The organism is Methylobacterium variabile (assembly GCF_001043975.1).
GTDB lineage: Bacteria > Pseudomonadota > Alphaproteobacteria > Rhizobiales > Beijerinckiaceae > Methylobacterium > Methylobacterium variabile.
On the sequence record NZ_LABY01000132.1, the window covers coordinates 19,768 to 43,631 of the forward strand.

The 23,864-nt window shown below is 71.2% G+C and carries 23 protein-coding genes; 5 read left to right on the forward strand and 18 right to left on the reverse strand.

Annotated elements, in window-relative coordinates:
- Positions 1–195 precede the first annotated feature (195 nt).
- Positions 196–990, forward strand: a complete 795-nt coding sequence (locus VQ02_RS18765) for a DUF1194 domain-containing protein (protein ID WP_048445730.1) — start codon at positions 196–198, stop codon at positions 988–990.
- Positions 991–1,092: 102 nt separating this feature from the next.
- Here the strand turns inward: VQ02_RS18765 and VQ02_RS18770 are convergent, their stop codons facing one another.
- Together VQ02_RS18770 and VQ02_RS18775 are read right to left on the reverse strand one after the other, a co-directional pair.
- On the reverse strand, positions 1,093–1,542 hold the full coding sequence (locus tag VQ02_RS18770; RefSeq protein ID WP_048445731.1) for a Ros/MucR family transcriptional regulator: 450 nt from the start codon (positions 1,540–1,542) through the stop codon (positions 1,093–1,095).
- Between the two features lie 835 nt (positions 1,543–2,377).
- Complete coding sequence (locus VQ02_RS18775; RefSeq protein ID WP_209437035.1) at positions 2,378–3,454, reverse strand: adenylate/guanylate cyclase domain-containing protein; 1,077 nt, start codon at positions 3,452–3,454, stop codon at positions 2,378–2,380.
- A 323-nt stretch (positions 3,455–3,777) separates the two neighbouring features.
- On the opposite strand from VQ02_RS18775, the gene VQ02_RS18780 reads away from it, so the two are divergent.
- Positions 3,778–4,011 carry a hypothetical protein gene (locus tag VQ02_RS18780; RefSeq protein ID WP_048445732.1) on the forward strand — a complete coding sequence of 78 codons (234 nt, stop codon included), beginning with the start codon at positions 3,778–3,780 and terminating at the stop codon, positions 4,009–4,011.
- A 48-nt stretch (positions 4,012–4,059) separates the two neighbouring features.
- On the opposite strand, the gene lanM is transcribed toward VQ02_RS18780, so the two are convergent.
- Positions 4,060–4,470, reverse strand: coding sequence for a lanmodulin LanM (gene lanM, locus VQ02_RS18785; protein WP_048445733.1), 411 nt, complete (start codon positions 4,468–4,470; stop codon positions 4,060–4,062).
- A gap of 164 nt (positions 4,471–4,634) precedes the next feature.
- A complete protein-coding gene (locus VQ02_RS18790) occupies positions 4,635–5,957 on the reverse strand; it encodes a hemolysin family protein (protein ID WP_048445734.1) in 1,323 nt (440 codons plus the stop codon).
- A 269-nt stretch (positions 5,958–6,226) separates the two neighbouring features.
- Between VQ02_RS18790 and purH the strand changes: the two genes are divergently transcribed.
- Positions 6,227–7,840: a bifunctional phosphoribosylaminoimidazolecarboxamide formyltransferase/IMP cyclohydrolase gene (purH, locus tag VQ02_RS18795; protein WP_048445735.1), complete on the forward strand. Its 1,614-nt coding sequence runs from the start codon at positions 6,227–6,229 to the stop codon at positions 7,838–7,840.
- Here the strand turns inward: purH and VQ02_RS18800 are convergent.
- Positions 7,812–9,017, reverse strand: a complete 1,206-nt coding sequence (locus VQ02_RS18800) for a GGDEF domain-containing protein (protein WP_048445736.1) — start codon at positions 9,015–9,017, stop codon at positions 7,812–7,814. The two genes, purH and VQ02_RS18800, sit on opposite strands and share 29 nt — an antisense overlap.
- A gap of 332 nt (positions 9,018–9,349) precedes the next feature.
- On the opposite strand from VQ02_RS18800, the gene VQ02_RS18805 reads away from it, so the two are divergent.
- Positions 9,350–10,633 carry a DUF3422 family protein gene (locus tag VQ02_RS18805; protein ID WP_048445737.1) on the forward strand — a complete coding sequence of 428 codons (1,284 nt, stop codon included), beginning with the start codon at positions 9,350–9,352 and terminating at the stop codon, positions 10,631–10,633.
- A 21-nt stretch (positions 10,634–10,654) separates the two neighbouring features.
- Here VQ02_RS18805 and VQ02_RS39290 read toward each other — a convergent pair whose 3' ends face one another.
- The 10 genes from VQ02_RS39290 to VQ02_RS18850 all read right to left on the reverse strand — a co-directional run bounded on the left by VQ02_RS39290 (position 10,655) and on the right by VQ02_RS18850 (position 19,789).
- Positions 10,655–10,906 carry a hypothetical protein gene (locus tag VQ02_RS39290; RefSeq protein WP_048445738.1) on the reverse strand — a complete coding sequence of 84 codons (252 nt, stop codon included), beginning with the start codon at positions 10,904–10,906 and terminating at the stop codon, positions 10,655–10,657.
- Positions 10,837–11,247: a DUF2332 family protein gene (locus VQ02_RS35815; protein WP_245239780.1), complete on the reverse strand. Its 411-nt coding sequence runs from the start codon at positions 11,245–11,247 to the stop codon at positions 10,837–10,839. The genes VQ02_RS39290 and VQ02_RS35815 overlap by 70 nt, the downstream gene beginning before the upstream one ends.
- 174 nt (positions 11,248–11,421) lie before the next feature.
- Positions 11,422–13,110: a cation acetate symporter gene (locus tag VQ02_RS18815; RefSeq protein ID WP_048445739.1), complete on the reverse strand. Its 1,689-nt coding sequence runs from the start codon at positions 13,108–13,110 to the stop codon at positions 11,422–11,424.
- The gene (locus tag VQ02_RS18820; RefSeq protein ID WP_048445740.1) at positions 13,107–13,415 is read right to left on the reverse strand and encodes a DUF485 domain-containing protein; all 309 of its coding nucleotides are present in this window, start codon (positions 13,413–13,415) and stop codon (positions 13,107–13,109) included. The genes VQ02_RS18815 and VQ02_RS18820 overlap by 4 nt, the downstream gene beginning before the upstream one ends.
- A gap of 293 nt (positions 13,416–13,708) precedes the next feature.
- A complete protein-coding gene (acs, locus tag VQ02_RS18825) occupies positions 13,709–15,658 on the reverse strand; it encodes an acetate--CoA ligase (RefSeq protein ID WP_048445741.1) in 1,950 nt (649 codons plus the stop codon).
- A gap of 155 nt (positions 15,659–15,813) precedes the next feature.
- Positions 15,814–16,074 carry a hypothetical protein gene (locus VQ02_RS18830; RefSeq protein WP_048445742.1) on the reverse strand — a complete coding sequence of 87 codons (261 nt, stop codon included), beginning with the start codon at positions 16,072–16,074 and terminating at the stop codon, positions 15,814–15,816.
- Positions 16,075–16,195: 121 nt separating this feature from the next.
- A complete protein-coding gene (locus tag VQ02_RS18835; protein ID WP_048445743.1) occupies positions 16,196–16,675 on the reverse strand; it encodes a nucleoside deaminase in 480 nt (159 codons plus the stop codon).
- An 82-nt stretch (positions 16,676–16,757) separates the two neighbouring features.
- Positions 16,758–17,648, reverse strand: a complete 891-nt coding sequence (locus VQ02_RS18840; RefSeq protein WP_048445744.1) for a LysR family transcriptional regulator — start codon at positions 17,646–17,648, stop codon at positions 16,758–16,760.
- A 115-nt stretch (positions 17,649–17,763) separates the two neighbouring features.
- Positions 17,764–18,756, reverse strand: coding sequence for a thioredoxin-disulfide reductase (trxB, locus tag VQ02_RS18845; RefSeq protein WP_048445745.1), 993 nt, complete (start codon positions 18,754–18,756; stop codon positions 17,764–17,766).
- A gap of 31 nt (positions 18,757–18,787) precedes the next feature.
- Positions 18,788–19,789: a mitochondrial fission ELM1 family protein gene (locus tag VQ02_RS18850; RefSeq protein ID WP_048445746.1), complete on the reverse strand. Its 1,002-nt coding sequence runs from the start codon at positions 19,787–19,789 to the stop codon at positions 18,788–18,790.
- A 105-nt stretch (positions 19,790–19,894) separates the two neighbouring features.
- On the opposite strand from VQ02_RS18850, the gene gltX reads away from it, so the two are divergent.
- The gene (gene gltX, locus VQ02_RS18855; RefSeq protein ID WP_048445747.1) at positions 19,895–21,241 is read left to right on the forward strand and encodes a glutamate--tRNA ligase; all 1,347 of its coding nucleotides are present in this window, start codon (positions 19,895–19,897) and stop codon (positions 21,239–21,241) included.
- Positions 21,242–21,512: 271 nt separating this feature from the next.
- On the opposite strand, the gene VQ02_RS18860 is transcribed toward gltX, so the two are convergent.
- The 3 genes from VQ02_RS18860 to VQ02_RS18870 are packed head-to-tail and all read right to left on the reverse strand — an operon-like array spanning position 21,513 to position 23,855.
- A complete protein-coding gene (locus VQ02_RS18860; RefSeq protein ID WP_048445748.1) occupies positions 21,513–22,922 on the reverse strand; it encodes an amidase in 1,410 nt (469 codons plus the stop codon).
- 4 nt (positions 22,923–22,926) lie between these two features.
- Positions 22,927–23,274: a hypothetical protein gene (locus tag VQ02_RS18865; RefSeq protein WP_048445749.1), complete on the reverse strand. Its 348-nt coding sequence runs from the start codon at positions 23,272–23,274 to the stop codon at positions 22,927–22,929.
- Positions 23,275–23,288: 14 nt separating this feature from the next.
- On the reverse strand, positions 23,289–23,855 hold the full coding sequence (locus tag VQ02_RS18870) for a Uma2 family endonuclease (protein WP_048445750.1): 567 nt from the start codon (positions 23,853–23,855) through the stop codon (positions 23,289–23,291).
- Between the last annotated feature and the right edge of the window lie 9 nt (positions 23,856–23,864).

The following is a 23,864-nucleotide window of genomic DNA, read 5'->3' on the forward strand; positions in this document are numbered from 1 at the left end:
CCGCATTGCTCGCGGCCTAAGGCGCTCCCGGGCCGGCACGCCATCCACAGCAGAACGCGCGGGGGCCGGCGGGCCCGCGGCCTCACGGGAGCGTGTCGACGCAAGGCCTTCGCGGCGCTTGCGTTCGGATGCCGCCTCGTTCGATCCTGACCGTTCGCCGGAACCTCACGCGGGCCGGCGCAGGGGAGACCCCGGATGAGATCACGCTTCGTCGCGCTGCTCGCCTGCCTTCTGGCCGCGGCGGCGGTCGGGCCGCCCGTCCGGGCCGGGGGCGTCCCGGTCGAGGTCGACGTCGCCCTGGTGCTGGCCGTCGACGTCTCGCTGTCGATGACCGGCGACGAGCAGGCCGTGCAGCGGGAAGGCTACGTCGCGGCCTTCCGCAGCCCGGCGGTGCACCAGGCCATCCGCCAGGGCATGGTCGGCCGCATCGCCGTCACCTACGTCGAGTGGGCCGGGGTGGGCAACCAGCGGGTCGTCGTGCCCTGGACGCTGATCTCCGGGCCCGAGGAGGCGACCGGCTTCGCCGAGCAGCTGGTCCAGAGCCCGCCCCGACGCTCGACCTGGACGTCGATCGCCAGCGCCATCGACTTCTCGGCCGGCCTGCTCGCGGGCAGCGGCTTCGAGGCGACGCGGCGGGTCATCGACGTCTCGGGCGACGGCCCGAACAACCAGGGCCGCGCCGTGACCAAGGCCCGGGACGACGCCGTCGGTCAGGGCATCGTCATCAACGGCCTGCCGCTGATGATCCGCGAGCCCAGCGGTCCGTGGGATATCAAGGACCTCGACCTCTACTACCGCGACTGCGTCATCGGCGGCAGCGGCAGCTTCATGGTGCCGGTCCGGGAGCGCGATCAGTTCGCCGCCGCGATCCGCACCAAGATCATCCGCGAGGTGGCCGGCCGCGAGACCGGGCCTCTCCTGCAGCGGACGCAAGGCGAGCCCCGGGGCAACTGCTTCGTCGGCGAGCGGCCCAACCCCGACTGGGACTGAGCATCGGCCCGCACCGCGGAGGGCGGGCGCCCGGGTTCCCGGAGCGTCCCGTTATGCAACCATAAGATGCATTTATCCGGAGCCGTAGCGGCTCGCCGCCGGTCAGCCCTCGGCCGCGCGGCTGCCGCCGTCGCCGCGCTGCGATTTGCGCCGCTGCTGCCCCAGGCCCATGGTCTTGGCCAGCTCGGAGCGGGCCGCCGCGTAGTTGGGCGCCACCATCGGGTAGTCGGGCGAGAGATTCCAGCGCGCCCGGTAATCCTCGGGCGACAGACCGTAACGGGTGCGCAGGTGCCGCTTCAGAGACTTGAACTTCTTCCCGTCCTCGAGGCAGACGAGATAGTCCGGCATGATCGACTTCTTGATCGGAACGGCCGGGGTGAGAGGCTCGGCCTGCTCGGTCGCCTCACCGTGGCCGAGGCCGCCCAGCGCGGCGTGAACCGAGGCGATCAGGCCCGGCAGGTCGGTGACCGGAACCGAGTTGTTGCTCACGAACGCTGCCACGATGTCTGCGGCGAGCTCGATACGGTGCGTCGATGCCTCACTCTCACTCATCACTCCGGCCTTCTGCTCAGGGTAGATCCATAAGACGCTTAGACATACCCGCCTCAGGACTCCCATGCCGTAGGGCCGGCCTGTCTTTGCTTCTGCGTGCAACTATGATGTCGGCGTCCGCGCCGCAAGGGGAAAAAGAACCAACCCTCAGCCTCGGTCAATCTCCCCGCGAAAATCTTGTCGAAAACGGTTGCCGGCTCGGTTGTGTTGCGTTCACCCTTGGTAGGAAGAACTCCCAACTCCGGCGCTTGCGGGGCGGTCGCTCCATCCTCTTTGGTTCATGGCTTGTAAGGCGGGATAGTACCTGTCGAGAAAGATCAAGAACATATATTGTTCGTGCACGATGGTTGCCAGAAGGATGCGCCGGAGCCGCAGCAACCGTTGGATGGTAGCATGTCCTCCGGTGATTACTGCTGTATAGAATGAGTCGCAATTTCATCACGCACGACTTGATCGCCCCCGGATCACAGCCGGTAGCCGGCGAGATTCACGGTTCGCGATCCCGAAGCGTGTTTCCCGTGCGTGAATGCAGTCGCCGGAACGGCGGAAGCCGGCGGATTTCATTGCAGACGGCGCCGATGACTCCGGCAAAAGGCCGTTCTCGGCCCGACCTGAGCAGGTTTCGCGGTCCGTGGCGGCCGGTTCTCCGGCGAGAACCTGCGACGGAACAGCAAGCCTGCGTGCACGAGGCGCAGGTTTCTTGTCATCGCCGCACCTTCGAACGGACGCGAAGGTGCTGGCTTTAAGTCCGCATGGGCGTCGGCGCGGAGAACCCAGGCCTGTGACCTTGCGCCGAACGCCTTGCCCTCGACGTCGAGGGCAAGGCGCGGTCGAATCAGCTCGGGTGTGCTTCGCTGTAGCTGCTTCGCCCCTCGTGCGCCGCGCGGCCGGCGCGCGGGGCAGGCTCGAGGGCCGCGACCGACAGGGCCTGATCGCGCCCGCGGACGGGGTGCTCGCCGAGGGGACGGGCCCGCACCCCGTCCGGCAGGCGCGGCAGCTTGGCCAGGAGGTCGCCCGAGATCAGCACCGGCGCGTCGAGGGTGCGGCACAGCGCTTCCAGCCGGGCCGTGACGTTCACCGCGTCGCCGAAATACGCGATCTTGTGCCGGTCCACCCCGACCTCGGCGGTGACCACCGGCCCGCCATGCAGGGCGGCGCGGATGCGCGGCACGGCGCCGAAGCGCTCCTGCCAAGCCGCCGCGTCCCGGGACAGGCTCTCCTGGATCGCCAGCACGCAGGCGACGCAGCGGGCGCCCTGGAGGCCGCGGGCCATCGGCCAGGTGATCATCGCCATGTCGCCGATGAAGTCGTCGGTCGAGCCCTGACAGCGGCGCACCGGCTCGGCCAGGGTGGCGAAGACGGCGCCGAGGAAGGCCTGGGTCTTGAGGGCGCCGTGGGTCTCCGCGTAGGCGGTCGAGCCGACGACGTCGACGAACAGGAAGATGCGCTCCTCCTCGACCGGCCGGTGGTAGCGCCCGACCAGCAGGTTGACGAAGACCTCGGCGCCGATGAGGTCGCGCATCCGCACCACGAAGACGAGGAGCGCCGAGACCGCCAGGGCGTAGACCAGCACCCGGAGCGAGGGCAGCACCGCCGCGGCGAAGGGCTCCGGCGTGAGCCCGGTGCTCCAGACCATGACGCCGCCGGTGGCGTGGCCGAGCGTGATCATCCCCACATAGGCGAGTTCGGCGATCGGCACGTAGAGGAAGGTCGGCAGGAGGCGCAGGCGCGCCTGGAGCCGCGGCAGCAGGGTGCCGCGCTCCATCAGCAGGGCGCAGGCGCCGATGAAGAAGCCGTGGATCGCCGCGACCAGCGGGGTGCCGTTGTGGAAGAGCGCGTCGTAGAGCAGCCCGGCCCCGGCGCTGAGGAGGAGGATGCCGATCCAGAACCAGGCATGCTGCGGGATCGGCAGCCGCGCCGCGCGCCAGATCTCGGCGAGGCGCGACGGAAGGCGGGCGGGAGCCAGCTCCCCCGATGAGCTGCGATCGACGGGGCCGGCTGCGGGCACGGTGAGAGTCTCCTGCGGCCGGCGCCGGGCAATCCCGGCTCGCGGCGTGAGGCAGTTCAGCCGAGATTCGCGCCGTTTTGAGGGCACCGGCCGGAGCGGGACGCCCGGATCTCGGGCGCGGCCCGCGAGGCGCCGGCGGGGTCCGGCGGGTCTGGAACCACCGGCTTGACGGTGGCGTTTGCAGCACGCTTCAACGCCCCAGCCGGGGCCCAAGACGGGAGCCTGCCATGTCCCTCCGCCTCGCCACCCTCGCGACCTTCGCCGCGCTCGTCGCCGTCCCGGCCCTCGCCGAGGACGTGACCGTGATCCGGCGCGATTCCGCGCCCGTCGAGCGCAACACCGTGATCGAGAAGCGCTCGGTCGAGTCGACCGGCTCGGTCGGCGGCTGCGAGACCAAGACCGTCAAGAAGACGAACGAGTTCGGCGACAGCAAGACGGTCCACAGCGAGCGCTGCGACTGACCGCCCGGCGGGGCGGTCCCGGACCGGGGCTGCCCCGCGGCGCGCCGATTACTTCAGCAGCTTCGCCAGGGCCTTGCCAGCCGGCGAGCGCATCTCCTTGGCGTCGATGGTGCCGTCGTTGTCCGGATCGGCGGCCTTGAAGCGGGCCTCGACCACGGCGAGGTACTCGTCCTTGGTCAGCGTGCCGTCGTTGTCCGGATCGGCCTTCTTCAGCTCCTGCCGGCTGAGGCGGCCCTTCAGCTCCTTCGCGTCGAGAGTGTTGTCGGCGTCCTTCTCGAGCTTGTCGAACACGGCCGCGGCGGCCGCCTTCGTCTCGGCCAGATCGATGGTGCCGTCCGAGTCGGTGTCGACGGCGGCGATGGTCCGGTCGGCCTTCGGCTGGGCCTCGGCCGCGACGGGCAGGGCGAAGGGGGCGGCCAGCAGGGCGGCCAGCAGGACGTTCTGCGTCGTCGAAGTCATGGCTGTCGAATCTCCGTCGCTGTCATCGGGTCCCGTGCCGGTTGGTGCGGGATCCGGGATATTTCGGCAATCGGATACGTAGCCAGCGGCCGAGCCTTTGCAAGCGTGCTTCCCCGGGGGGGCCCCGGATCGACCTCAGGGGCGGTGGAGCCCCGGCATGGCCGTCACGCCTCGACCCGCTCGGCCAAGATCTTGTCGACCCGGCGCCCGTCCATGTCGACCACCTCGAAGCGCCAGCCGCCCCGCTCGAAGCCGTCGCCGGCGGTGGGGATGCGGCCGAGCTGGAAGATCACGAAGCCCGCCAGCGTCGAGAAGTCGTCGGTGTCCGGCCGCTCGGTGAGGCCGAGGCGCTCGAAGGCGTCCACCGCCGGCATCATCCCGTCGATGAGCAGCGAGCCGTCCTGCCGCTCCACCACCATCGGCTCGTCGTCGTCGGTCTCCGGGATGTCGCCGGCGATCGCCTCGAGGAGGTCGGTCTGGGTGACGATGCCCTCGAGGCTGCCGTACTCGTCGACGACGATCGCCATCCGCACGGGCTTGGCCTTGAAGGTCTCGAGCACCCGCAGGATCGGCATGCCCTCGTGGACGACGATCGGCTCGCGGATGATCGGGTCGAGGTTGATCGGCGCCCCGTCGAGGAGCTGGTTGAGCACGTCCTGCTTGCGCAGTACGCCGACGATCTCGTGGATCTCGCCCCGGCTCGCCACCAGCTGCTCGTGGCGGCAGGCCCGGATCGTCTCGAGCACCGCCTCGCGCGGATCCTCGACGTCGATCCAGTCGACCTCGTGGCGCGGGGTCATGATGTCCCGCACCCGGCGCTCGCCGATGCCGAAGATGCGCTGCACCGCCTCCTGCTGCGCCTCCTGGATCAGGCCGGCCTCCTGGCTCGCCGCGACCAGCAGCGAGAGCTCGGCGGTGGAGTGCAGGGCGCCCTCGCCGGAGCCGGGCTGCAGGCCGCACAGCCGCAGCACGCCGTTGCCGAGCCCGTTGAGGAACGAGATGGCGGGACGGAAGACGAGCAGGAACAGCCGCAGAGGCCGCACGATGGCGAGCGCGGTACGCTCGCTGCGCTGGAGCGCCAGGCTCTTGGGCGCCAGCTCGCCGAGCACGATGTGCAGGGAGGTGATGACCACGAAGGACAGCACCACCGCGATGGCGTGGGCGCCGAAATTGCTGACTCCCTGCGGCAGCCAGAACAGGGCCGGCTCGATCAGGTGGGCGAGCGCCGGCTCGCCGACCCAGCCGAGCGCCAGGGACGAGATGGTGATGCCGAGCTGCGTCGCCGCCAAGTGGGCGTCGAGGTGGTCGACCGCGCGCTGCAGGGCGCCCGCATTGGGCCGCTTCTCGGCCACGAGCTCCTGGACCCGGCTGCGCCGCACCGCCACGAGGGCAAATTCGGCCGCGACGAAGAACCCGTTCGCGAAGACCAGGAACACGATGGCGAACAGGCCGAGGCCCGTTCCCCAGGGACTGTCGGAGAAAATCACCGCCTCCCGTGGCGCGACAGGCCGCTTCCGGGGTGGAGCGCGGCCGGCTCCCTCATAGCAAGTCTCCCCCTCGGAGCCTATCCACCAGACGCGCGACCCGCGCTCTCCTCCACGGAGGATGCCGCGCCGGAAGGCGGGATCCGGCCGCTCTCCTCTCGCACCGCAACATCTGGCCTCGTCCCGCGGTTTCTGCTAGGCGCGAGCGAAGATCCTGCGCCGGCTCGGGTTTTGCCCGGGCCGCGCCTCCCAGACGAGACCCGACGATCATCATGGCGAGCGACCTCTCCCGCGTGTCCCGCGCGCTCCTCTCCGTCTCCGACAAGACCGGGCTGGTGGAGTTCGCCCGTGCGCTCGCCGCCCGCGGCGTGACCCTGGTCTCCACCGGCGGCACCCACCGGGCGCTGAGCGACGCGGGCCTGCCGGTCACCGAGGTCTCCGACCTCACGGGCTTTCCCGAGATGATGGACGGCCGGGTCAAGACCCTGCATCCGGGGGTCCATGGCGGGCTGCTGGCCATCCGCGACAATCCCGAGCACCAGGCCGCCATGCTGGCCCACGGCATCGCGGCGATCGACCTCCTGGTCGTCAACCTCTATCCCTTCGAGGCGACGCTGGCGGCCGGCAAGCCCCCGGCCGAGTGCATCGAGAACATCGACATCGGCGGCCCGGCGATGATCCGCGCCGCGGCCAAGAACCACGAGGACGTCGCGGTGGTGGTCGACGTGGCGGACTACGCCACGGTGCTCGCCGACCTCGACGCCCATGACGGCGCCATCGCCCTCGCGACCCGCCGGCGCCTGGCCCAGAAGGCCTTCGCCCGCACCGCCTCCTACGACGCCGCGATCGCGACCTGGCTCGCCGGCGAGATCGCGGCGCCCGAGGGCCAGGCCTTCCGGGCCCCGACCTTCCAGGCACTCGGAGGCACGCTCGCCCAGGGTCTGCGCTACGGCGAGAACCCGCACATGAGGGCCGCGTTCTACCGCACCGCCGGCAAGCCCCGGCCCGGCGTCGCGACCGCCCGCCAGCTCCAGGGCAAGGAGCTGTCCTACAACAACCTGAACGACACGGACGCGGCCTACGAGGCGGTGAGCGAGTTCGATCCCGCCCGCTCCGCCGCGGTGGTGATCGTCAAGCACGCCAACCCCTGCGGCGTCGCGGAAGGGGCGAGCCTGCGCGAGGCCTACGAGCGGGCGCTTCGCTGCGACCCGGTCTCGGCCTTCGGCGGCATCGTCGCGCTCAACCGCATCCTCGACGCCGAGGCGGCGCGCAAGATCGTCGAGATCTTCACCGAGGTGATCATCGCGCCCGACGCCACCGAGGAGGCGGTCGCGATCGTAGCCAGCAAGAAGAACCTGCGCCTGCTCACCGCCGGCGGGCTCGCCGATCCCCGCGCCCCCGGCGAGGCCTGGCGCACGGTGGCGGGCGGCTTCCTGGTGCAGGACCGCGACAACGCCGTCGTGGACGACATGCCGCTCAAGGTCGTGACCAAGCGCGCACCGACCGAAGCCGAGCTCGCCGACCTGCGCTTCGCCTTCCGGGTCGCCAAGCACGTGAAGTCGAACGCCATCGTCTATGCCAAGGACGGCGCCACGGTCGGCATCGGCGCCGGGCAGATGTCGCGGGTCGACTCGTCCCGCATCGCCGCCTGGAAGGCCGCCGAGGCCGCCAAGGCGGCCGGCCTCCCCGAGAGCCTCGCCCGCGGCGCGGTGGTGGCCTCCGACGCGTTCTTCCCCTTCGCCGACGGCCTGCTCGCCGCGGCCGAGGCGGGCGCGACCGCGGTGATCCAGCCGGGCGGCTCGATGCGCGACGACGAGGTGATCCGCGCCGCCGACGAGGCCGGCCTCGCCATGGTGCTCACCGGCCACCGCCACTTCCGGCACTGACGAGCTGGCCGGCCCCGGCGCTGCGGGAGGCGCGGGGCGCCGGGCCCGGCTCGGGCGCGGCGCACACGACGCGGTTGCGCCCGCCGCGCTTGGCGGCGTAGAGCGCCGCGTCGGCCCGGCGGAGCGCGGCCTCGAAGCCGTCCGCGCTCGTCGCCACCCCGATGCTCACCGTGACGCGCAGGCCGCCCGCGCCGACCCGGAACGGCTCCGCCTCGGTCGCCGCCCGGATCTGCTCGGCCTCGGCTTCGGCCGCCTCTTCCGGCAGCACGGCGAGGAATTCCTCGCCGCCCCACCGCGCCAGCAGGTCGCCGCCGGTGGCGCGCCGCATGCGTGCGGCGAATTCCGCCAGCACGAGATCCCCGGCCTCGTGGCCGTGATCGTCGTTGATCGCCTTGAAGTGATCGATGTCGGCGAGGACGACGGCCATCCGCCGCGGGCTGGTCCGCGTCATCGCCTGGCTCACCGCCCGCGTCACGCCGCGGCGGTTCGCCAGCCCGGTCAGCGGATCGGTGGTCGCGAGCTGCGACAGGCGGGCGTTGGACCGCTCGCCCGCCATCGCGAGGAACCCGACGTAGATCAGCACGCTGCAGGCCTGATCGATGAGCAGGGAGATGCACGCGTTGCGGCCGTCGCTGACGACCTCCCGGTCGGCGACCAGGAGGATGATCGAGGCCACGAACGCCATCAGGTAGACGGTCAGGCCGCCGGCCGCGACGTAGCGGGACCACTCCGCTCCCCCGCTGCCGCTCCGCAGGATCTCCCGCACGGTGGCAACGATCATGACGGCCAGGATGGCGAAGACGGCGGCCAGGCCGAGGTCCGGGCCGAATCCGAACCAGGCGGGTGCCACGTAGGCGAGGCTGGGCAGCAGGGCGGCGAGGATCGTGCCCAGCCCATCGACCTGACGCCCGTGGAAGCGCCGCATCCCGGTCCAGCACAGCACGATGCTGCTGCCGAAGAGCCCATGCGCGAGGGCGCCGGTCAGGGGCGGCAGGGCCGGGCCGCCTCCGTCGCCGTAGTGGATCAGCGTGCCGCCGATCGAGCAGGCGACGCTGGCGCCCCAGTGAAGCAGGCAAGACTCCGCCCGCGGACGCAATCCCGAGACGAGGAAGACGAGAACGTAGCAGCAGCGCGCCGTAACGCCGGCAAACAGCAAGGTCGAAACATCCAGGGCCATGGTCGGTCTCGCGATCTCCCGGCCGTCGCGCCGCCACGACAGCCCTGAGGCCGGGCCGCGCGGTCGCACGAAGCCGGAGGTCGGCGCGCCGGGCCGGACCCCCGCCCGATGCCCGATCCCGGTCGCCGCCGGACATCAGGGTAAGGCAGGAAAGATTACGAAAGAGACGCTGCGGAAGACGACATTTTTCGTCGCCCCGTGCTTTCGGCCGGTTCCCGGATGCTGATGCGGCGAGCCGCCCGCTCGCTCCGCCCGCCGTTGACGGGGGTCGTGATCCTGCGCCAAGCGTAGCGCTTCCCCATCGCGGGGATCGGTACGCGGCGGGAGATCCCATGAGGCTGACTGAACACCCCCTGCGGGCGCGGGTGCTGGCAGAGGTCCACGCCCGGCCCTTCACCCCGGTCAAGACGCCCCGCCGCTTCCTGCACTACGCCTTCCTGACCGACGGCGACGCCGCGGCGGCCGACCGCGACGCGCTCGAGGCCTACTGCACCGGCCTCGGCCATCCGGGCCCGGCGCCGGGGGCCAAGCAGCACCGGGTGGTCTTCTCCGGCGCCGTCCTGCGCTGGGAGAGCCACAGCGAGTTCACCACCTACACCTGGGAGTACGGCGACGCCCTGGCCCAGGCGTTCCAGCCCCAGCCCGATGCCCTCGAGGGCGCGATGGGGGAGGTGGCCCAGCCCGGTCCGCTCCTCGTCGCCGTCGACCTCCACCTCCTGCCGGCAGTGGAGGGCGGGCTGCCGCCGGAGATCGTCTCGACCTTCAACGCCGCCTCCCTGGCGATGGCGGAGGCCGAGGGCGGGGCGGCGGTGATCGCCACCGACTTCCAGTCCGATCCGCACGGCTACGTCCGCGTCGTGGTCGCCGACCGGCGCCTGAGCCGGCTCGGCGCCGGCGCCCTGGTGCAGCGCCTGCTCGAGATCGAGACCTACCGCACCCTGGCGCTCCTCGGCCTGCCCGAGGCACAGAGCCTCGGGCCGACGATCCGGCGGATCGAGACCGAGCTGCCCGCCCTGATGGAGGCGATGCGCACGAGCGAGGGCTTTTCCGAGAACCACGCCCTCCTCGACCGCCTGATCGCGCTCGCTGCCGAGCTCGAGGCCGGGGCGTCCCGCACGATGTTCCGCTTCGGCGCGACCCGGGCCTACGACGAGCTGGTGCGCCTGCGCCTCTCGGCGGCGGGCGAGCACGCGCTGCCCGGCCAGACCAGCTGGTCGATGTTCCTCGCCCGGCGCTACAATCCGGCGATCCGCACCTGCCTGGTGACCGCCGATCGCCAGGACCTGCTCTCCCGCCGCCTCGCCCGCGCCGCGCAGATGCTGCGCACCCGGGTCGACATCGAGCTCGAGCGCCAGAACCAGGCCCAGCTCCAGGCGATGAACGACCGGGTCCGGCTGCAACTGCGCCTGCAGCAGACCGTCGAGGGCCTCTCGGTCGCGGCGATCACCTACTACGTCGCGAGCCTCGTCCACCACGTGCTGGAGGGCGTCCACCATGCCGGCGTGCCGGTCGATGCGACGGTCGGGACGGCGCTGGCGGTGCCCTTGGTGGGAGTGGGGGTGTGGTGGACGGTGCGGCGGATCCGGCGGAGGCACGCGGAGCCGGGAGGGCATTGAGGGGCGTGCCCATCTCCCGCTCTACGGGACGACATCCTCCGCGGCGATCCACGTGATGGAGGCGCCGTGCGGATCGGTCCAGGCGACGGGCTTCCGGTTGACCGACAGGGGGAAGCGGCCGCCGCCCGGCTCAGCCACGCCGCCCGACAGGTCGGGCATCACGCGCGGGGCTTCGTTGCAGATCCAGTACGGGCACAGCGACGTCACCTCGTCCGCGAAGGCCCACGGCGCCGCGTGGTCCGGCACGTAGGCCAGCACGGCGGAGCGGAACACGACCAGCGTCGCGTCCGCGGGCGCCTCCCGGCAGAGCGAGGCCAGCGCGCCGGCTCGTTGGTCTGCGTCGATCGCGACAGCATCAGCGATCGGACAGCCGGGGCGTTCTCGAGTAGCCGGCGTCGGAAGTCTCCGAAATCCCCGGACGTGCCTGCAACGGAGTCGACGGCGGCGAAGAGCAGGTTGGGCTGCTGCTTGTTCGGCGTGAGCGCCGACAGCATGTCGAGGATCTGCGCGTCGCCCGCGACGCCCCGGGCCAAAGACTCGTAGAGCGCCGAGCGGTCCCTCGCTTCATCGTCGGCGAAGCGGATGTAGCGCTCCGCGAGGCCGGTCAGGACCACGATGCTAGGCCGCGCCGACCGAATACGCCGACTTCTGAAATAAGGGTGTCCCTCTCGCGATCCATGGCCCTTGACCCTTCCGACCAGCCGAGGATGGATCCCTACGTCATGTCTCGCAAGACGTGTTTTTCCTAGACCATGGCGGCGGCCTGGGGGCCGCCGCCGCCGTCACCATCAATGCGCGTGCGCGCCCGCCGCCCCGATGCCGGTCTCCGAGCGCACGTACTGCGCCTCGAAGGCCGCCCGCTCGCGCCGCGCCCGGGCGCTGTTGTCGATCGTCGACACCGCCCAGATGCCGAGGAAGGCGAGCGGCATCGAGAACAGGGCCGGGTTGTCGTAGGGGAAGAGCGCGGCCGGGTGGCCGAAGGTGGTGACCCACACGGCCTTCGACAGCACCACCATCACCACCGCGCTGACGAGCCCGACGAGGCCGCCGACCAGGGCGCCCAGCGTCGTGGTGCCCTTCCACAGGATCGACATCGCGAGCACCGGGAAGTTGCAGCTCGCCGCCACCGCGAAGGCGAGGCCGACCATGAAGGCGACGTTCTGGTTCTCGAACACGTAGCCGAGATAGATCGCCACGATGCCGATCACGACGGCCGAGATCTTCGACAGTCGCACCTCGCTGGCTTCGGTGGTGCGCCCGCGGGCGAAGACCTGGGCGTAGAGGTCGTGGCTCACGGCGGAGGCGCCGGCGAGCGTCAGGCCCGCCACCACCGCGAGGATCGTCGCGAAGGCCACCGCCGAGATGAAGCCGAGGAAGAGCGAGCCGCCGGTGGCGTTGGCGAGGTGCACCGCCGCCATGTTGCTGCCGCCGAGGAGCCCGGTGATCCGGTCGTAGGCACCGTTCGCCCCGGCCGTGAAGTAGCTCGGATCGCCCATCAGGAAGGTGATGGCGCCGAAGCCGATGATGAAGGTCAGGATGTAGAAGTAGGCGATCAGGCCGGTGGCGTAGAACACCGACTTGCGGGCGGCCTGCGCGTCCGAGACGGTGAAGAACCGCATCAGGATATGGGGCAGTCCGGCGGTGCCGAACATCAGGCCGATGCCGAGGGAGATCGCCGAGATCGGATCGGCAACGAGGCCGCCCGGCGCCATGATCGCCTCGTGCTTGGGGTGCTCGGCGACGGCGGCGGCGAACAGGGCCTCCGGGTTGAAGCCGTAGCGCCACAGCACGGCGAGCGCCATGAACGAGGCGCCGGCGAGCAGCAGGCAGGCCTTGATGATCTGCACCCAGGTCGTCGCCTTCATGCCGCCGAAGGCGACGTAGACGATCATCAGGAGGCCGACCGCGATGACGGCGTAGAGGTAGTCGAGGCCGAACAGCAGCTGGATCAGCTTGCCGGCGCCGACCATCTGGGCGATCAGGTAGAACGCCACCACGACGAGCGTGCCGGTCGCCGACAGGATGCGGATCCGGGTCTGGTCGAGCCGGAAGCTCGCGACGTCGGCGAAGGTGAACTTGCCGAGGTTGCGGAGGCGCTCGGCGATCAGGAAGAGCACGATCGGCCAGCCGACCAGGAAGCCGATCGAGTAGATCAGCCCGTCGAAGCCCGACGAGAACACGAGCCCTGAGATGCCGAGGAACGAGGCCGCCGACATGTAGTCGCCCGCGATGGCGAGCGCGTTCTGGCCGGCCGAGATGCCGCCGCCGGCGGCGTAGAAGTCCGACGCCGACTTCGAGCCCGCGGCGGCCTTGTAGGTGATGCCCAGCGTGGCGAGCACGAAGAGCAGGAACATGGCGACGGCGGTCCAGTTGGTCGCCTGCTTCTGGACCGCGCCGAGATCCGGCCCGGCGGCCAGCGCCGCGCCGGCCCCGACGACGGTGAGGGCTGCCACGATGGCGATGCGGCGCGCGCTCATCGGCCGAGCTCCCGGTTGAGGTCGCGGGTCAGGTCGTCGAAGCGGCCGTTGGCCCGGGCGACGTAGATCCCGGTGAGCACGAAGGCCGAGACAATGACGACGAGGCCGAGCACGATGCCGAGCGAGGTCACGCCGCCACCGATCTTCGTCGCCATCAGGCCGTGCGCAAAGGCGACGAGCAGGATGAAGACGAGATAGATCGCCAGCATCGCGCCGGACAGGATCCAGCCGAAGCGGGTGCGTTCACTCACCAGCTCGCGGAACTTCGGGCTCGCCAGAACCCGTGCGGTGTTTGCCTCTGCCATCGGCGGGCCTCCCTATGTTTCGCTTCTGTGACCGGCCACGGCTCCGCCGCGCGCCGTCGAGGGCACGAGGCAGTGAGGCCGATGCTTTGATCGCTGTGTCGCGCCTGTTCTCGCCAGGCTGAGCTTGCGCCGACTGCGTTTGCTGCGGCGCAAAAATGCAGATGACCTGAAATTCGGGCAAATGCCAGCGCAAAGAGACTGAGAATGCTCTTAATGCGACGAAGGTCTGAGAAGCGCGGCGGTCGGAGCCGGGATGAAGAGCCGGGGCCCGTTCGTGGGCCCCGGCATGACGGTCACTTGGTGCGGTTCTGCCGGTTCTCGATCAGGTCCTCGACCACCGCCGGCTCGGCCAGCGTCGAGGTGTCGCCGAGCGAGGAGAACTCGTCCTCGGCGATCTTGCGCAGGATGCGGCGCATGATTTTCCCCGAGCGGGTCTTGGGCAGGCCGGGGGCGAACTGGATCAGGTCGGGCGAGGCGATCGGCCCGATATCCTTGCGCACCCAGGCGACGAGCTCCTTGCGCAGGACGTCGGAGGGCTCCTCGCCCTGCATCAGGGTGACGTAGGCGTAGATGCCCTGCCCCTTGATGTCGTGGGGGTAGCCCACCACCGCGGCCTCCGAGACCTTCGGGTGCGCGACCAGCGAGGATTCGACCTCCGCCGTGCCCATCCGGTGGCCCGAGACGTTGATGACGTCGTCGACCCGGCCGGTGATCCAGTAGTAGCCATCCGAATCGCGCCGGCAGCCGTCGCCCGAGAAGTAGCGGCCCGGGAAGGTCGAGAAGTAGGTCTGGACGAAGCGCTCGTGGTCGCCCCACACCGTGCGCATCTGGCCCGGCCAGGAATCGTCGATGCAGAGGTTGCCCTCGCAGGCGCCCTCCTGGACCACGTTGTCGCCGTCGACCACCACCGGCTTGACGCCGAAGAACGGCCGCGTCGCCGAGCCGGGCTTGAGCTTCGTGGCGCCGGGGAGGGGCGTGATCAGGATGCCGCCGGTCTCGGTCTGCCACCAGGTGTCGACGATCGGGCAGCGCTCGTCGCCGACGACCCGGTAGTACCATTCCCAGGCCTCCGGGTTGATCGGCTCGCCGACCGAGCCGAGCACCCGCAGCGACGCCCGCGAGGTCGTCTTCACCGGCACCTCGCCGGCGCCCATCAGCGAGCGGATGGCGGTCGGTGCGGTGTAGAAGATGTTGACCTTGTGCTTGTCGACCACCTCCCAGAACCGGGAGATCGACGGGTAGGTCGGGATGCCCTCGAACATCAGGGTCGTGGCGCCGTTCGCCAGCGGCCCGTACAGGATATAGGAGTGGCCGGTGACCCAGCCGACATCGGCGGTGCACCAGTAGATGTCGCCGTCGTGGTAGTCGAAGACGTACTGGTGCGTCATCGCCGCGTAGACGAGGTAGCCGCCGGTGGTGTGGACCACGCCCTTCGGCTGGCCGGTCGAGCCCGAGGTGTAGAGCAGGAACAGCGGGTGCTCGGCGTCGACATGGGCGACCGGGCACTCGTCGGTGACCTCGCGGGCGGCGGCGTCGTAGTAGACGTCGCGCACGGGGTCCATCTCGACGGCGCCGCCGGTGCGGCGCACCACGATGACGTGGTCGACGCTGTCGGCGGGAAGTCGCTGGATCGCCGCGTCGACATTGGCCTTCAGCGGCACCTTGCGGCCGCCGCGCAGGCCCTCGTCCGCGGTGATGATCAGCTTCGAGTCGCAGCCCTGGATGCGGCCGGCGAGCGAGTCCGGCGAGAAGCCGCCGAACACCACCGAGTGGATCGCCCCGAGCCGGGCGCAGGCCAGCATCGCGTAGGCGGCCTCGGGGATCATCGGCAGGTAGATCGTCACCCGGTCGCCCTTGGAGACGCCGCGGTTGCGCAGGACGTTGGCCATCCGGCACACCTGCGCGTGCAACTCGCGGTAGGTGATGTGGCGCGACTCCGACGGGTCGTCGCCCTCCCAGATGATGGCCACCTGGTCGCCGCGGGTGGCGAGGTGCCGGTCGATGCAGTTGTAGGCGGCGTTGGTGACGCCGTCGGAGAACCACTTGATCGAGACGTCGCCCGGGCCGAACGTCGTCTCCTTCACCTTCGTGTAGGGCGTGAACCAGTCGATGCGCTTGCCGTGCTCGCGCCAGAACGCCTCGGGATCGCGGATCGAGGCCTCGTACCAGGCCTGATACTTGGCCTCGTCGATGTGGGCACGGGCGCGCGCATCCTGGCTGACCTCGATGACCCGCTGGCTCATGGCGCTCTCCCTGTTGTGACCGGCCCCGGCGCAGGCGCGGTGGCCGGGTTGATTGCCGCCGGTTTAGGCATCCGCCCGCCGCGCCTGCAACCGATCATTCCGTCTAATGCAGGGCGGATTAACTCGCTTGGCCCAGCGTGGCGGACCGTCGCCGGCTACTCAGTACAGCCGATGCAGATCCCGGTGTCGATCTTGCGCTGGATCTGCCGGTCGCGCTCCTGCAGTTCCGGCGTCAGGCCGGCATCCGGGCCGAGAGCGGCGCCCGGCGGCTTGGTCTGGCCGACATCGGTGGTCTCGCGGGTGGCCGGGCCGAGGGACCCGGTGCTGGCCGGATCCTGCGCGGGTGCCTGGGCGAGGAGCGGGCCGGGAGCGAGGGCCGCCGCCACGAGGGCGGCGAGAAGACGCGTGCGACGCATGTTGGGCCTCCTTCGTTGGTCCGAAAACGCACTCGGAAAGACAAGTCTCAAGTCTCGCCAAGGACAACTCCCGGCCCAAGCCTGGGTTTCACAGCGTCGGTCCCGCAGGGGCACCCGCCCGTCAGTACGGCACCCGGTCGGCCTTTGCCTCGTAGCGTTTCCAGACCTCGATCGCCTCGGCCCGCATCATCTGCCGGATCGGGATCTTGCGCTCGGCCGCGGGCTTGCGGATCTCCTCGTAGATCATGCTGTCGTCGAAGTTGCCGTGACGCAGGGCGTCCTCGTTGGTCGAGGCGTAGAAGATCCGCGAGATGCCGGCCCAGTAGGCTGCGGCCATGCACATCGGGCACGGCTCGGCCGAAGTGTAGAGGGTGGCGCCCGGTAGCTTGAAGCTGCCCGCCGTCTTGCAGGCCTCGCGGATCGCCGCCATCTCGGCGTGCCAGGTCGGGTCGTTCTCGGCGACGACCCGGTTGGCGCCCTCGCCGATGATCTCGCCCTCGCGCACGATCACAGCGCCGAAGGCGCCGCCGGCGCTCTCGACCAGGGCGGTCCGCTCCGACAGCGCGATGGCGCGCGCCATGAAGGTCTCGTCGTCGGTCATCGGTGCCCCTCGTCGCCTGCCCTCGCGGTGCCCGGGGAGCATGGTGCCACCCGGCCGAAAGGCAAGCGCCGGAGCGCCCCGCTCAGTAGGTCCAGCGCTGCGCCTTGGCGACGAGGAAGTCCCGGAACGCCTGGACGCGGGCGACCGTCCGCATCTCCTCGGCGTAGACGAGGTAGCTCTCGAGGTTCGGCATCTCGTAGTCGCGCAGGACCTGCACCAGCTGCTCGTTCCCGTCCGCGACGTAGTCCGGCAGGATGCCGATGCCGGCGCCGGTCTCGACCGCGAGCTGGAGCGCCGAGATGTTGTTGACCGTGAAGTGGATGGTGCGGTGCTCGCGGCCCTCGCGGCCGACGGTGGCGAGCCAGTGCGTCGCCATCAGGTAGGAGGGCTGGTCGCCGCCGAAGGAGACCAGGCGGTGCTTGTCGAGATCCTCGATCGTCTTCGGCTCGCCGAAGCGCTTCACGTATTCGAGCGACGCGAAGACGTGGTAGTGCACGGTGAACAGCCGGCGCTGGATCAGGTCCGGCTGGGCCGGGCGGCGGAGCCGAATCGCCACGTCGGCCTCGCGCATGGCGAGGTCGAGTTCCTCGTTGGTCAGGATCAGCTCGACGCGGACATCCGGGTGCAGGTCCAGGAACTCGGCCACCCGCTGCGACAGCCAGGCGGTGCCGAGGCCGACGGTCGTCGTCACCTTGAGGTCGCCGGAGGGGCGCTCGCTGGTCTCGACGAGGCGCGCCCGGGTGGTCTCGAGCCGCATCTTCATGTCCCGGGCGGCCCGGAACAGGAGGTCGCCCTGCTCGGTCAGGATCAGCCCGCGGGCGTGGCGGTGGAACAGCGGCGCCTTCAGCTCCCGCTCCAGGGCGCTGATCTGGCGGCTGACGGCCGACTGGCTCAGGCCGATGTCGTCGCCCGCCTTGGTGAAGCTGCCGGCTTCGGCGACGTTGAGGAAAATCCGGATCTTGTCCCAGTCCACGGCCGTAAACCCCTCGCCAGAGCCCCGGCCGGCCTGAGAACGGGCCGGTGAGTTCAGAGCGAACGCCACACAAGGCCGGGGCCGGGGCTCATCCCCGGCCCCGGAACAACTTCGCCTACTCGGCCGCGGCCTGGCGCGGCGCCTCGCCGATCGCCAGGTTGGCCAGGTACTTCTCCGCCTCGAGGGCGGCCATGCAGCCCATGCCGGCAGCGGTGATCGCCTGCCGGTAGACGTCGTCGGTCACGTCGCCCGCCGCGAACACGCCCGGAATCGCCGTCATGGCGGTGCCCGGCGTCACCTCGAGGTAGCCGCCGGCCCGGAACGGGAGCTGGCCCTCGAACACGGAGGTCGCGGGCTGGTGGCCGATGGCGATGAACACGCCGTCGGCCTTGCGCTCGGTGATCGCCCCGGTGCGGGTGTCGCGCAGGCGGACATGGGTGACCGAAGGGGCCGGCTTCTCGCGGCCGCAGATCTCCTCGACCGCGTGGTTCCACACCACCTCGACGTTCGGGTGCTTGAACAGGCGCTCCTGCAGGATGCGCTCGGCCCGGAAACTGTCGCGGCGGTGCACCACCGTCACCTTGGAGGCGAGGTTGGCGAGGTAGAGCGCCTCCTCGACCGCGGTGTTGCCGCCGCCGACCACCACGACCTCCTTGCCGCGGAAGAAGAACCCGTCGCAGGTGGCGCAGGCCGAGACGCCGAAGCCCTGGAACTTCGCCTCGGAGGGCAGGCCGAGCCACTTCGCCTGGGCGCCAGTGGCGATGATGAGCGCGTCGCAGGTGAAGACCGCGCCCGAATCGGCCTCGAGCCGGAACGGCCGCTGCGAGAGGTCGACCTTGGCGATGTATTCCGAGACGATCCGCGTGCCGACATGCTCGGCCTGGAGGCGCATCTGCTCCATCAGCCACGGACCCTGGATCGCGTCGGCGAAGCCCGGATAGTTCTCGACGTCGGTGGTGATCATCAGCTGGCCGCCGGGCTGGAAGCCCGAGATCAGCAGCGGCTCGACCATGGCGCGGGCGGCGTAGATCGCGGCGGTGTATCCGGCGGGGCCGGAGCCGATGATCACGAGCTTCTCGTGCTGGGGAGCCTGCGGGGTGGTGGGCATGAGGGTCTCCGGGGCTGCCGCCGGTCAGGCTCTAACGAGCTTTGCGGCGGGCGAGCGCGTCGCGATGCCCCATATAGGCATTCGCCACAGCCTGCGCGATCGCGAGTGTCGAGTCTAAGGGCTTGGGCCGCAACGCTTCAACCCGTCCGTCGAAAGCATGCACAGTTCCTTGGCGTTTCAGCGCCGCGAAGAGCGGGCGGTGGCGGGCATAGAGGTTCGCCGGCTCGAACAAGAGCACCGGCGCCCCGGTGGCGCAGGCCTCCGTCACCATGTTGGCCGAATCGGCCGTCGCCACGACCGTGTCGGCGAGGGCCAGCAGGGCGAGGTAGGGATTCTCGCCGGCACCGTCCCAGAAGAAGCCCCCGCGGCGCCGGGCCAGCTCCGCGAGCCCTGCCCGCAAGGCCGGCGGGGTGCGGCGGGAGGCGGTGATCATCAGGCTCGCCCGCTCCGCCAGCTGCTCGAGCCCGGCGAGCAGGCGGTCGGCGTCGTTCCCCGAGAAGCGCCCGTGCCGGCTGTCGCCGCCGACCAGCACCGCCGCGCGCGGGGAGGGCAGGCCGGCGAGGCGCGGATCCGGCCTCGCCCGCGCCGCCGCCAAGCGCCCGGGCGAGACCGGGTGCGGCCCGGTCACCGTCACGATCACGTTGGCGCCGCGCAAGCGGTCGTGGGCCGGCACCCAGATCAGGTCCGCGGCCCGCGGGCCGATGCGGGGATCGCGCAGGAACACCGTGAAGGTCCTGCCCCCCGAGCGGCGCTTGACCGCGCGCAGGGCCGGCACCGCCCGGCGGCCGGTCGCGACGGCGATGTCGGGCCAGGGGGGGGCGAGCGCCCGCTCGCGCGGATCGGCCGGGCCCCGGGGCGCGAGCCAGGAGAAGGGCGGCCGCGGTGCGATCGTGCGCTCCTCGGCCGCGATCCCGAGGGCCTCGGCGAGGCCGCGGCAGGGCGCGAGGTCGCCGGCCTTGCCGTCGGTGATCAGCCAGGCCGTGGTGCCGGCCGGCAGGAGACTGGCCGGTGAGGGGAGGGAGGAGGAGGCCACGTCTCCGCGATGCGGCGGCGGGGCTCGGGCTGTCAAGCGTTGGGGCAGGGCACCGGACCACCGCCCGATTGCGCCGCGCTCCGCCGATGCTCTACGAGGACCGCCATGGCACCCGTCGTTCGCTTCGCTCCCTCGCCCACCGGCTTCCTCCACATCGGCAATGCCCGGCCGGCCCTGTTCAACGCGCTGTTCGCGCGGCGGACGGGCGGGCAGTTCTGGCTGCGCCTCGACGACACCGATACGGCGCGCTCGACGCCCGAGTTCGCCGCGGCGATCGAGGAGGATCTGCGCTGGCTCGGCATCGTGCCGGACGGGACCTTTCGCCAGTCGGAGCGGCTCGCGGTCTACGACGCGGCCGCCGAGCGGTTGAAGGCGGCGGGCCGGCTCTACCCGGCCTACGAGACGCCGGACGAGCTGGAGCGCCGCCGCCGTCGCCAGCTCGGCCGCGGCCTGCCGCCGGTCTACGACCGCGCCGCCCTGAAGCTCACGCCTGAGGAGAAGGCCGCCCTCGAGGCCGAGGGGCGCCGGCCGCACTGGCGCTTCCGCCTCGATCCCGGCACAGTGACCTGGGACGACCTCGTGCGCGGACCGTGCCACGTCGAGGCCGACAGCCTCTCCGACCCGGTGCTGATCCGCGAGGACGGCAGCTACCTCTACACCCTGCCGTCGGTGGTCGACGACGCCGAGACCGGCGTGACCCACGTGATCCGGGGCGAGGACCACGTCACCAACACGGCAGTCCAGATCCAGATCTTCTCCGCCCTTGGCGCACCAGTCCCGGTCTTTGCCCACCACAACCTGCTCACCACGGCGAGCGGCGAGGGGCTGTCGAAGCGCCTCGGCCACCTCTCCCTGCGGGGCCTGCGCGCGGCCGGCTACGAGCCGATGGCCGTCGCGGCCTTGGCGGTGCTCACCGGCTCGGCCGAGGCGGTGCGGCCGGTCTCCGACCTCGACGAGCTCGCCGCCCTCGTCGACCTCGCCCATGTCTCGCGGGCCCCGGCGAAGTTCGATGAGCACGAACTCGACGGCCTCAACGCCCGCCTGGTCCACGGCCTGCCCTGCGCGGCGGTGGCGGACCGCCTCGCCGCCCTCGGCGTCCCGCCCGACCGGGCCGAGGCGTTCTGGGAGGTGGTGCGGGCGAACCTGACCCGTGTCTCCGACGCCGCCGAGTGGTGGCGGGTGGTGCAGGGCCCGTTGACGCCGGTGACCGGCGAGACGCCGGACCTCCTCGCGGTCGCCCGCCAAGCGCTGCCGCCGGAGCCGTGGGATTCCGGCACCTGGAAGCAGGTGACGGACGGCGTGCGCACCGCCACCGGCCTCAAGGGCAAGGCGCTGTTCCTGCCCTTACGCCTCGCGCTGACGGGCCTGGATCACGGTCCCGACCTCGCCGGCCTGCTGCCGCTGATCGGGCGCGAGCGAGCATTGGCAAGGTTGAGCGGGGAGACGGCTTGAGGGCGGGCGTTCTGCCAAGCGAGGGCTCGTTTCGCCGACACCTCTCCGTCATCCCGGGGCTCGCCGAAGGCGAGAACCCGGGATCCATAGCCGCTGACGTTGAAGAACGAGGCGGAGTGCGACTCGCTTCATCCTGAAGCGTCAGCGGTTATGGATCCCGGATTCCGCTGCGCGGCCCCGGGATGACGAGGGAGGGTGTCGGGTCCGTCGCGCGACATCGTCCCTCGCCCTGGGGATTGCGCGACGAACCTCAGTCGCAGCTGCCCTCTGACTACTCCACCATCGGCCAAGGCCGCAGCGCCGGCCGGATCCGCTCGAACGCCCGGGCCAGCCGCAGCACGCCGACATCGTCGAAGCGCCTTCCGGCGATCTGCAGGCCGACCGGCAGCCCCTCCGGCGTGAAGCCCGCCGGCACAGAGATCGCCGGCTGCTCCGACATGTTGAACGGCACCGTGTAGGCGATGTGCGCCATCGCCCGGGCCGGGTCGTTGGTGGGCGAGGCGTGCTCGGCCGGGAAGGGAGGGTTCGGCGAGACTGGGCCGATCAGGAAATCGTACGGCCGGATCGCCGCCAGCGCGGCGTCGCGCATCGCCGCCATCTGGCTCATGCCGTGGAAGACGGCCGCCCCGCTCAAGTCCCGGCCGCCCGCCGCCCAGTCGCGGATGAAGGGCAGCACGCGCGCGCGCCGCGCCTCGTCCAGGGCCTCGATGTCGAGGGAGGCGCGCTGGCGCCAGAACAGGTCGAGCCCGTCGAGCATCGCCTGCGTCAGGAACGGCCGGACCGGCTCGACCACGGCGCCGGCCGCGGCGAGGAGGCGCGCCGCCGCCTCCACCACGTCGCGGTTGGCGGGATCGAGCGGGAGGCCGGCGCCGGCCTCCATCACCAGGCCTAGGCGCAGGCCCTTCAGGTTCAGGCCGTCGAGGTCGCCCCAGGGCAGGTCGGCGGGCGGCAGGGCGGTGGCGTCGCGCGCGTCGGGGCGGCTCAAGGTCCGCATCATCAGCGCCGTGTCGGCGACGGTGCGGGTGAGGGGCCCGGCGCAGCGGCCGTAATAGGGCGGGTCGATCGGCACGCGGCCGTGGCTGGGCTTGAGCCCGACGACGCCGCACCAGGCCGCCGGCAGCCGCACCGAGCCGCCGATGTCGGTGCCGAGATGGAGCGGGCCGTAGCCCGCGGCGGCGGCCGCGCCCGAGCCGGCCGAGGAGCCGCCCGGGCCCCTGGCGGGGTCCCAGGGGTTGCGGGTGAGCGGATGGAAGCTCGACAGCCCCGAGGACAGCATGCCGTAATCCGGCATGGTGGTCTTGGCGAAGATCACCGCGCCGTCCTCGCGCAGGCGGGCGGCGGGCGGGGCGTCGATCGGGCTCGGCGCCGCGTCGTGCCGGGCGCCGGTGCCGAGCGGCATCGGCACGCCCTCCGTCGCGACGTTCTCCTTGACCGTGACCGGCACCCCGTCGAGGGGCAGGGCCTCGCCGCGCATCCAGCGTGCCTCGGAGGAGCGGGCCGCCGCCAGCGCCTGCTCCGGCGCGAAGGCGTAGAGCGCCCGCAAGGTCGGCTCGGCGGTCTCGGCCCGGGCGATCACCGCCTCGATCACCGCGACGGGGGAGAGGGCGCGGCGGGCGTAGAGGGCGAGGAGATCGGTGGCGGGAAGGTCGCCGAGGTGGGCGGCTGGGGGCTGGTGGTCCATCGGCTCAGCGGGTCTCGGGTGTCTTGTCGGGCCGGCCCGCCAGGGCGACGTAGAAGCCGAGGCCGTCCTGGGCCGGCAGGGTCTGGAGCCGGTCGACCCAGCCGCGGCGCTTGGCGTCGAGGAGCAGGCGGCCGATCGGCTGAAAAAGGGTCTCGCCACCGCCGGGCGTCGGTCCGTCGAGGCGCACCGCCACGGTCTTGCCCTTGGCGAAGCGGCTGCGCTCCAGCATGTCGGTCAGCGAGGCCTCGGCCTGGGGCCGGGGCGCGCCGCGCAGGTCGAGCACCGACTCCGCGTCGGTCACCCCGAGGGTGCCGCGCAGCTTGTTGGCATAGAATTCGTCGAAATGGGGCAAGGGCGGCTCGGGCGTCAGAGGGGAACGTCTTCGTAGAGGGCGGCGACCGGAATTGCCCCGTCGAGGTCCGGCAGCGGGATCACGTCGTCCCGACCGAGGACGCGCACGGCCGCATCCGGTCCGTTTCCCCGCGACCACAGCTCGACCCGGGCCTCGTCGGAATAGACGATCAGGTAGGCGCGCAGGGTCTGGAGGCCCTGATAAAACGCCGCCTTGCGGCCCCGGTCGTTGTGCATGGTGGACGGTGACAGCGCCTCGGCGACGACGAGCGGGTCGCGGGCGGAGCCGTCCGGCAGAAGCGGGCCGCACCGGACGACGACATTGGGGATCGGCGCGTAATCGTCGACGAAGTCGTTGCGCAGTCCGAGCCCGGGCAGGACCCGGCAGCCGAACTTCGCGGCGAGCGGGCGCGAGGCGCCGACGAGGTTGCTGACGATCACCTGATGACGCTCGCCCGGCGGCGCCATCAGCACGGCCTCGCCGTCGAGCAGCTCCCAGCGCTCCTCGTCCGGGCGGTCGCGGATCATCTCAAGGAATTCGGCGACCCGCATCCGCGGGGCGCGCCGCAGCGCGAGCGACATCACGGCTCC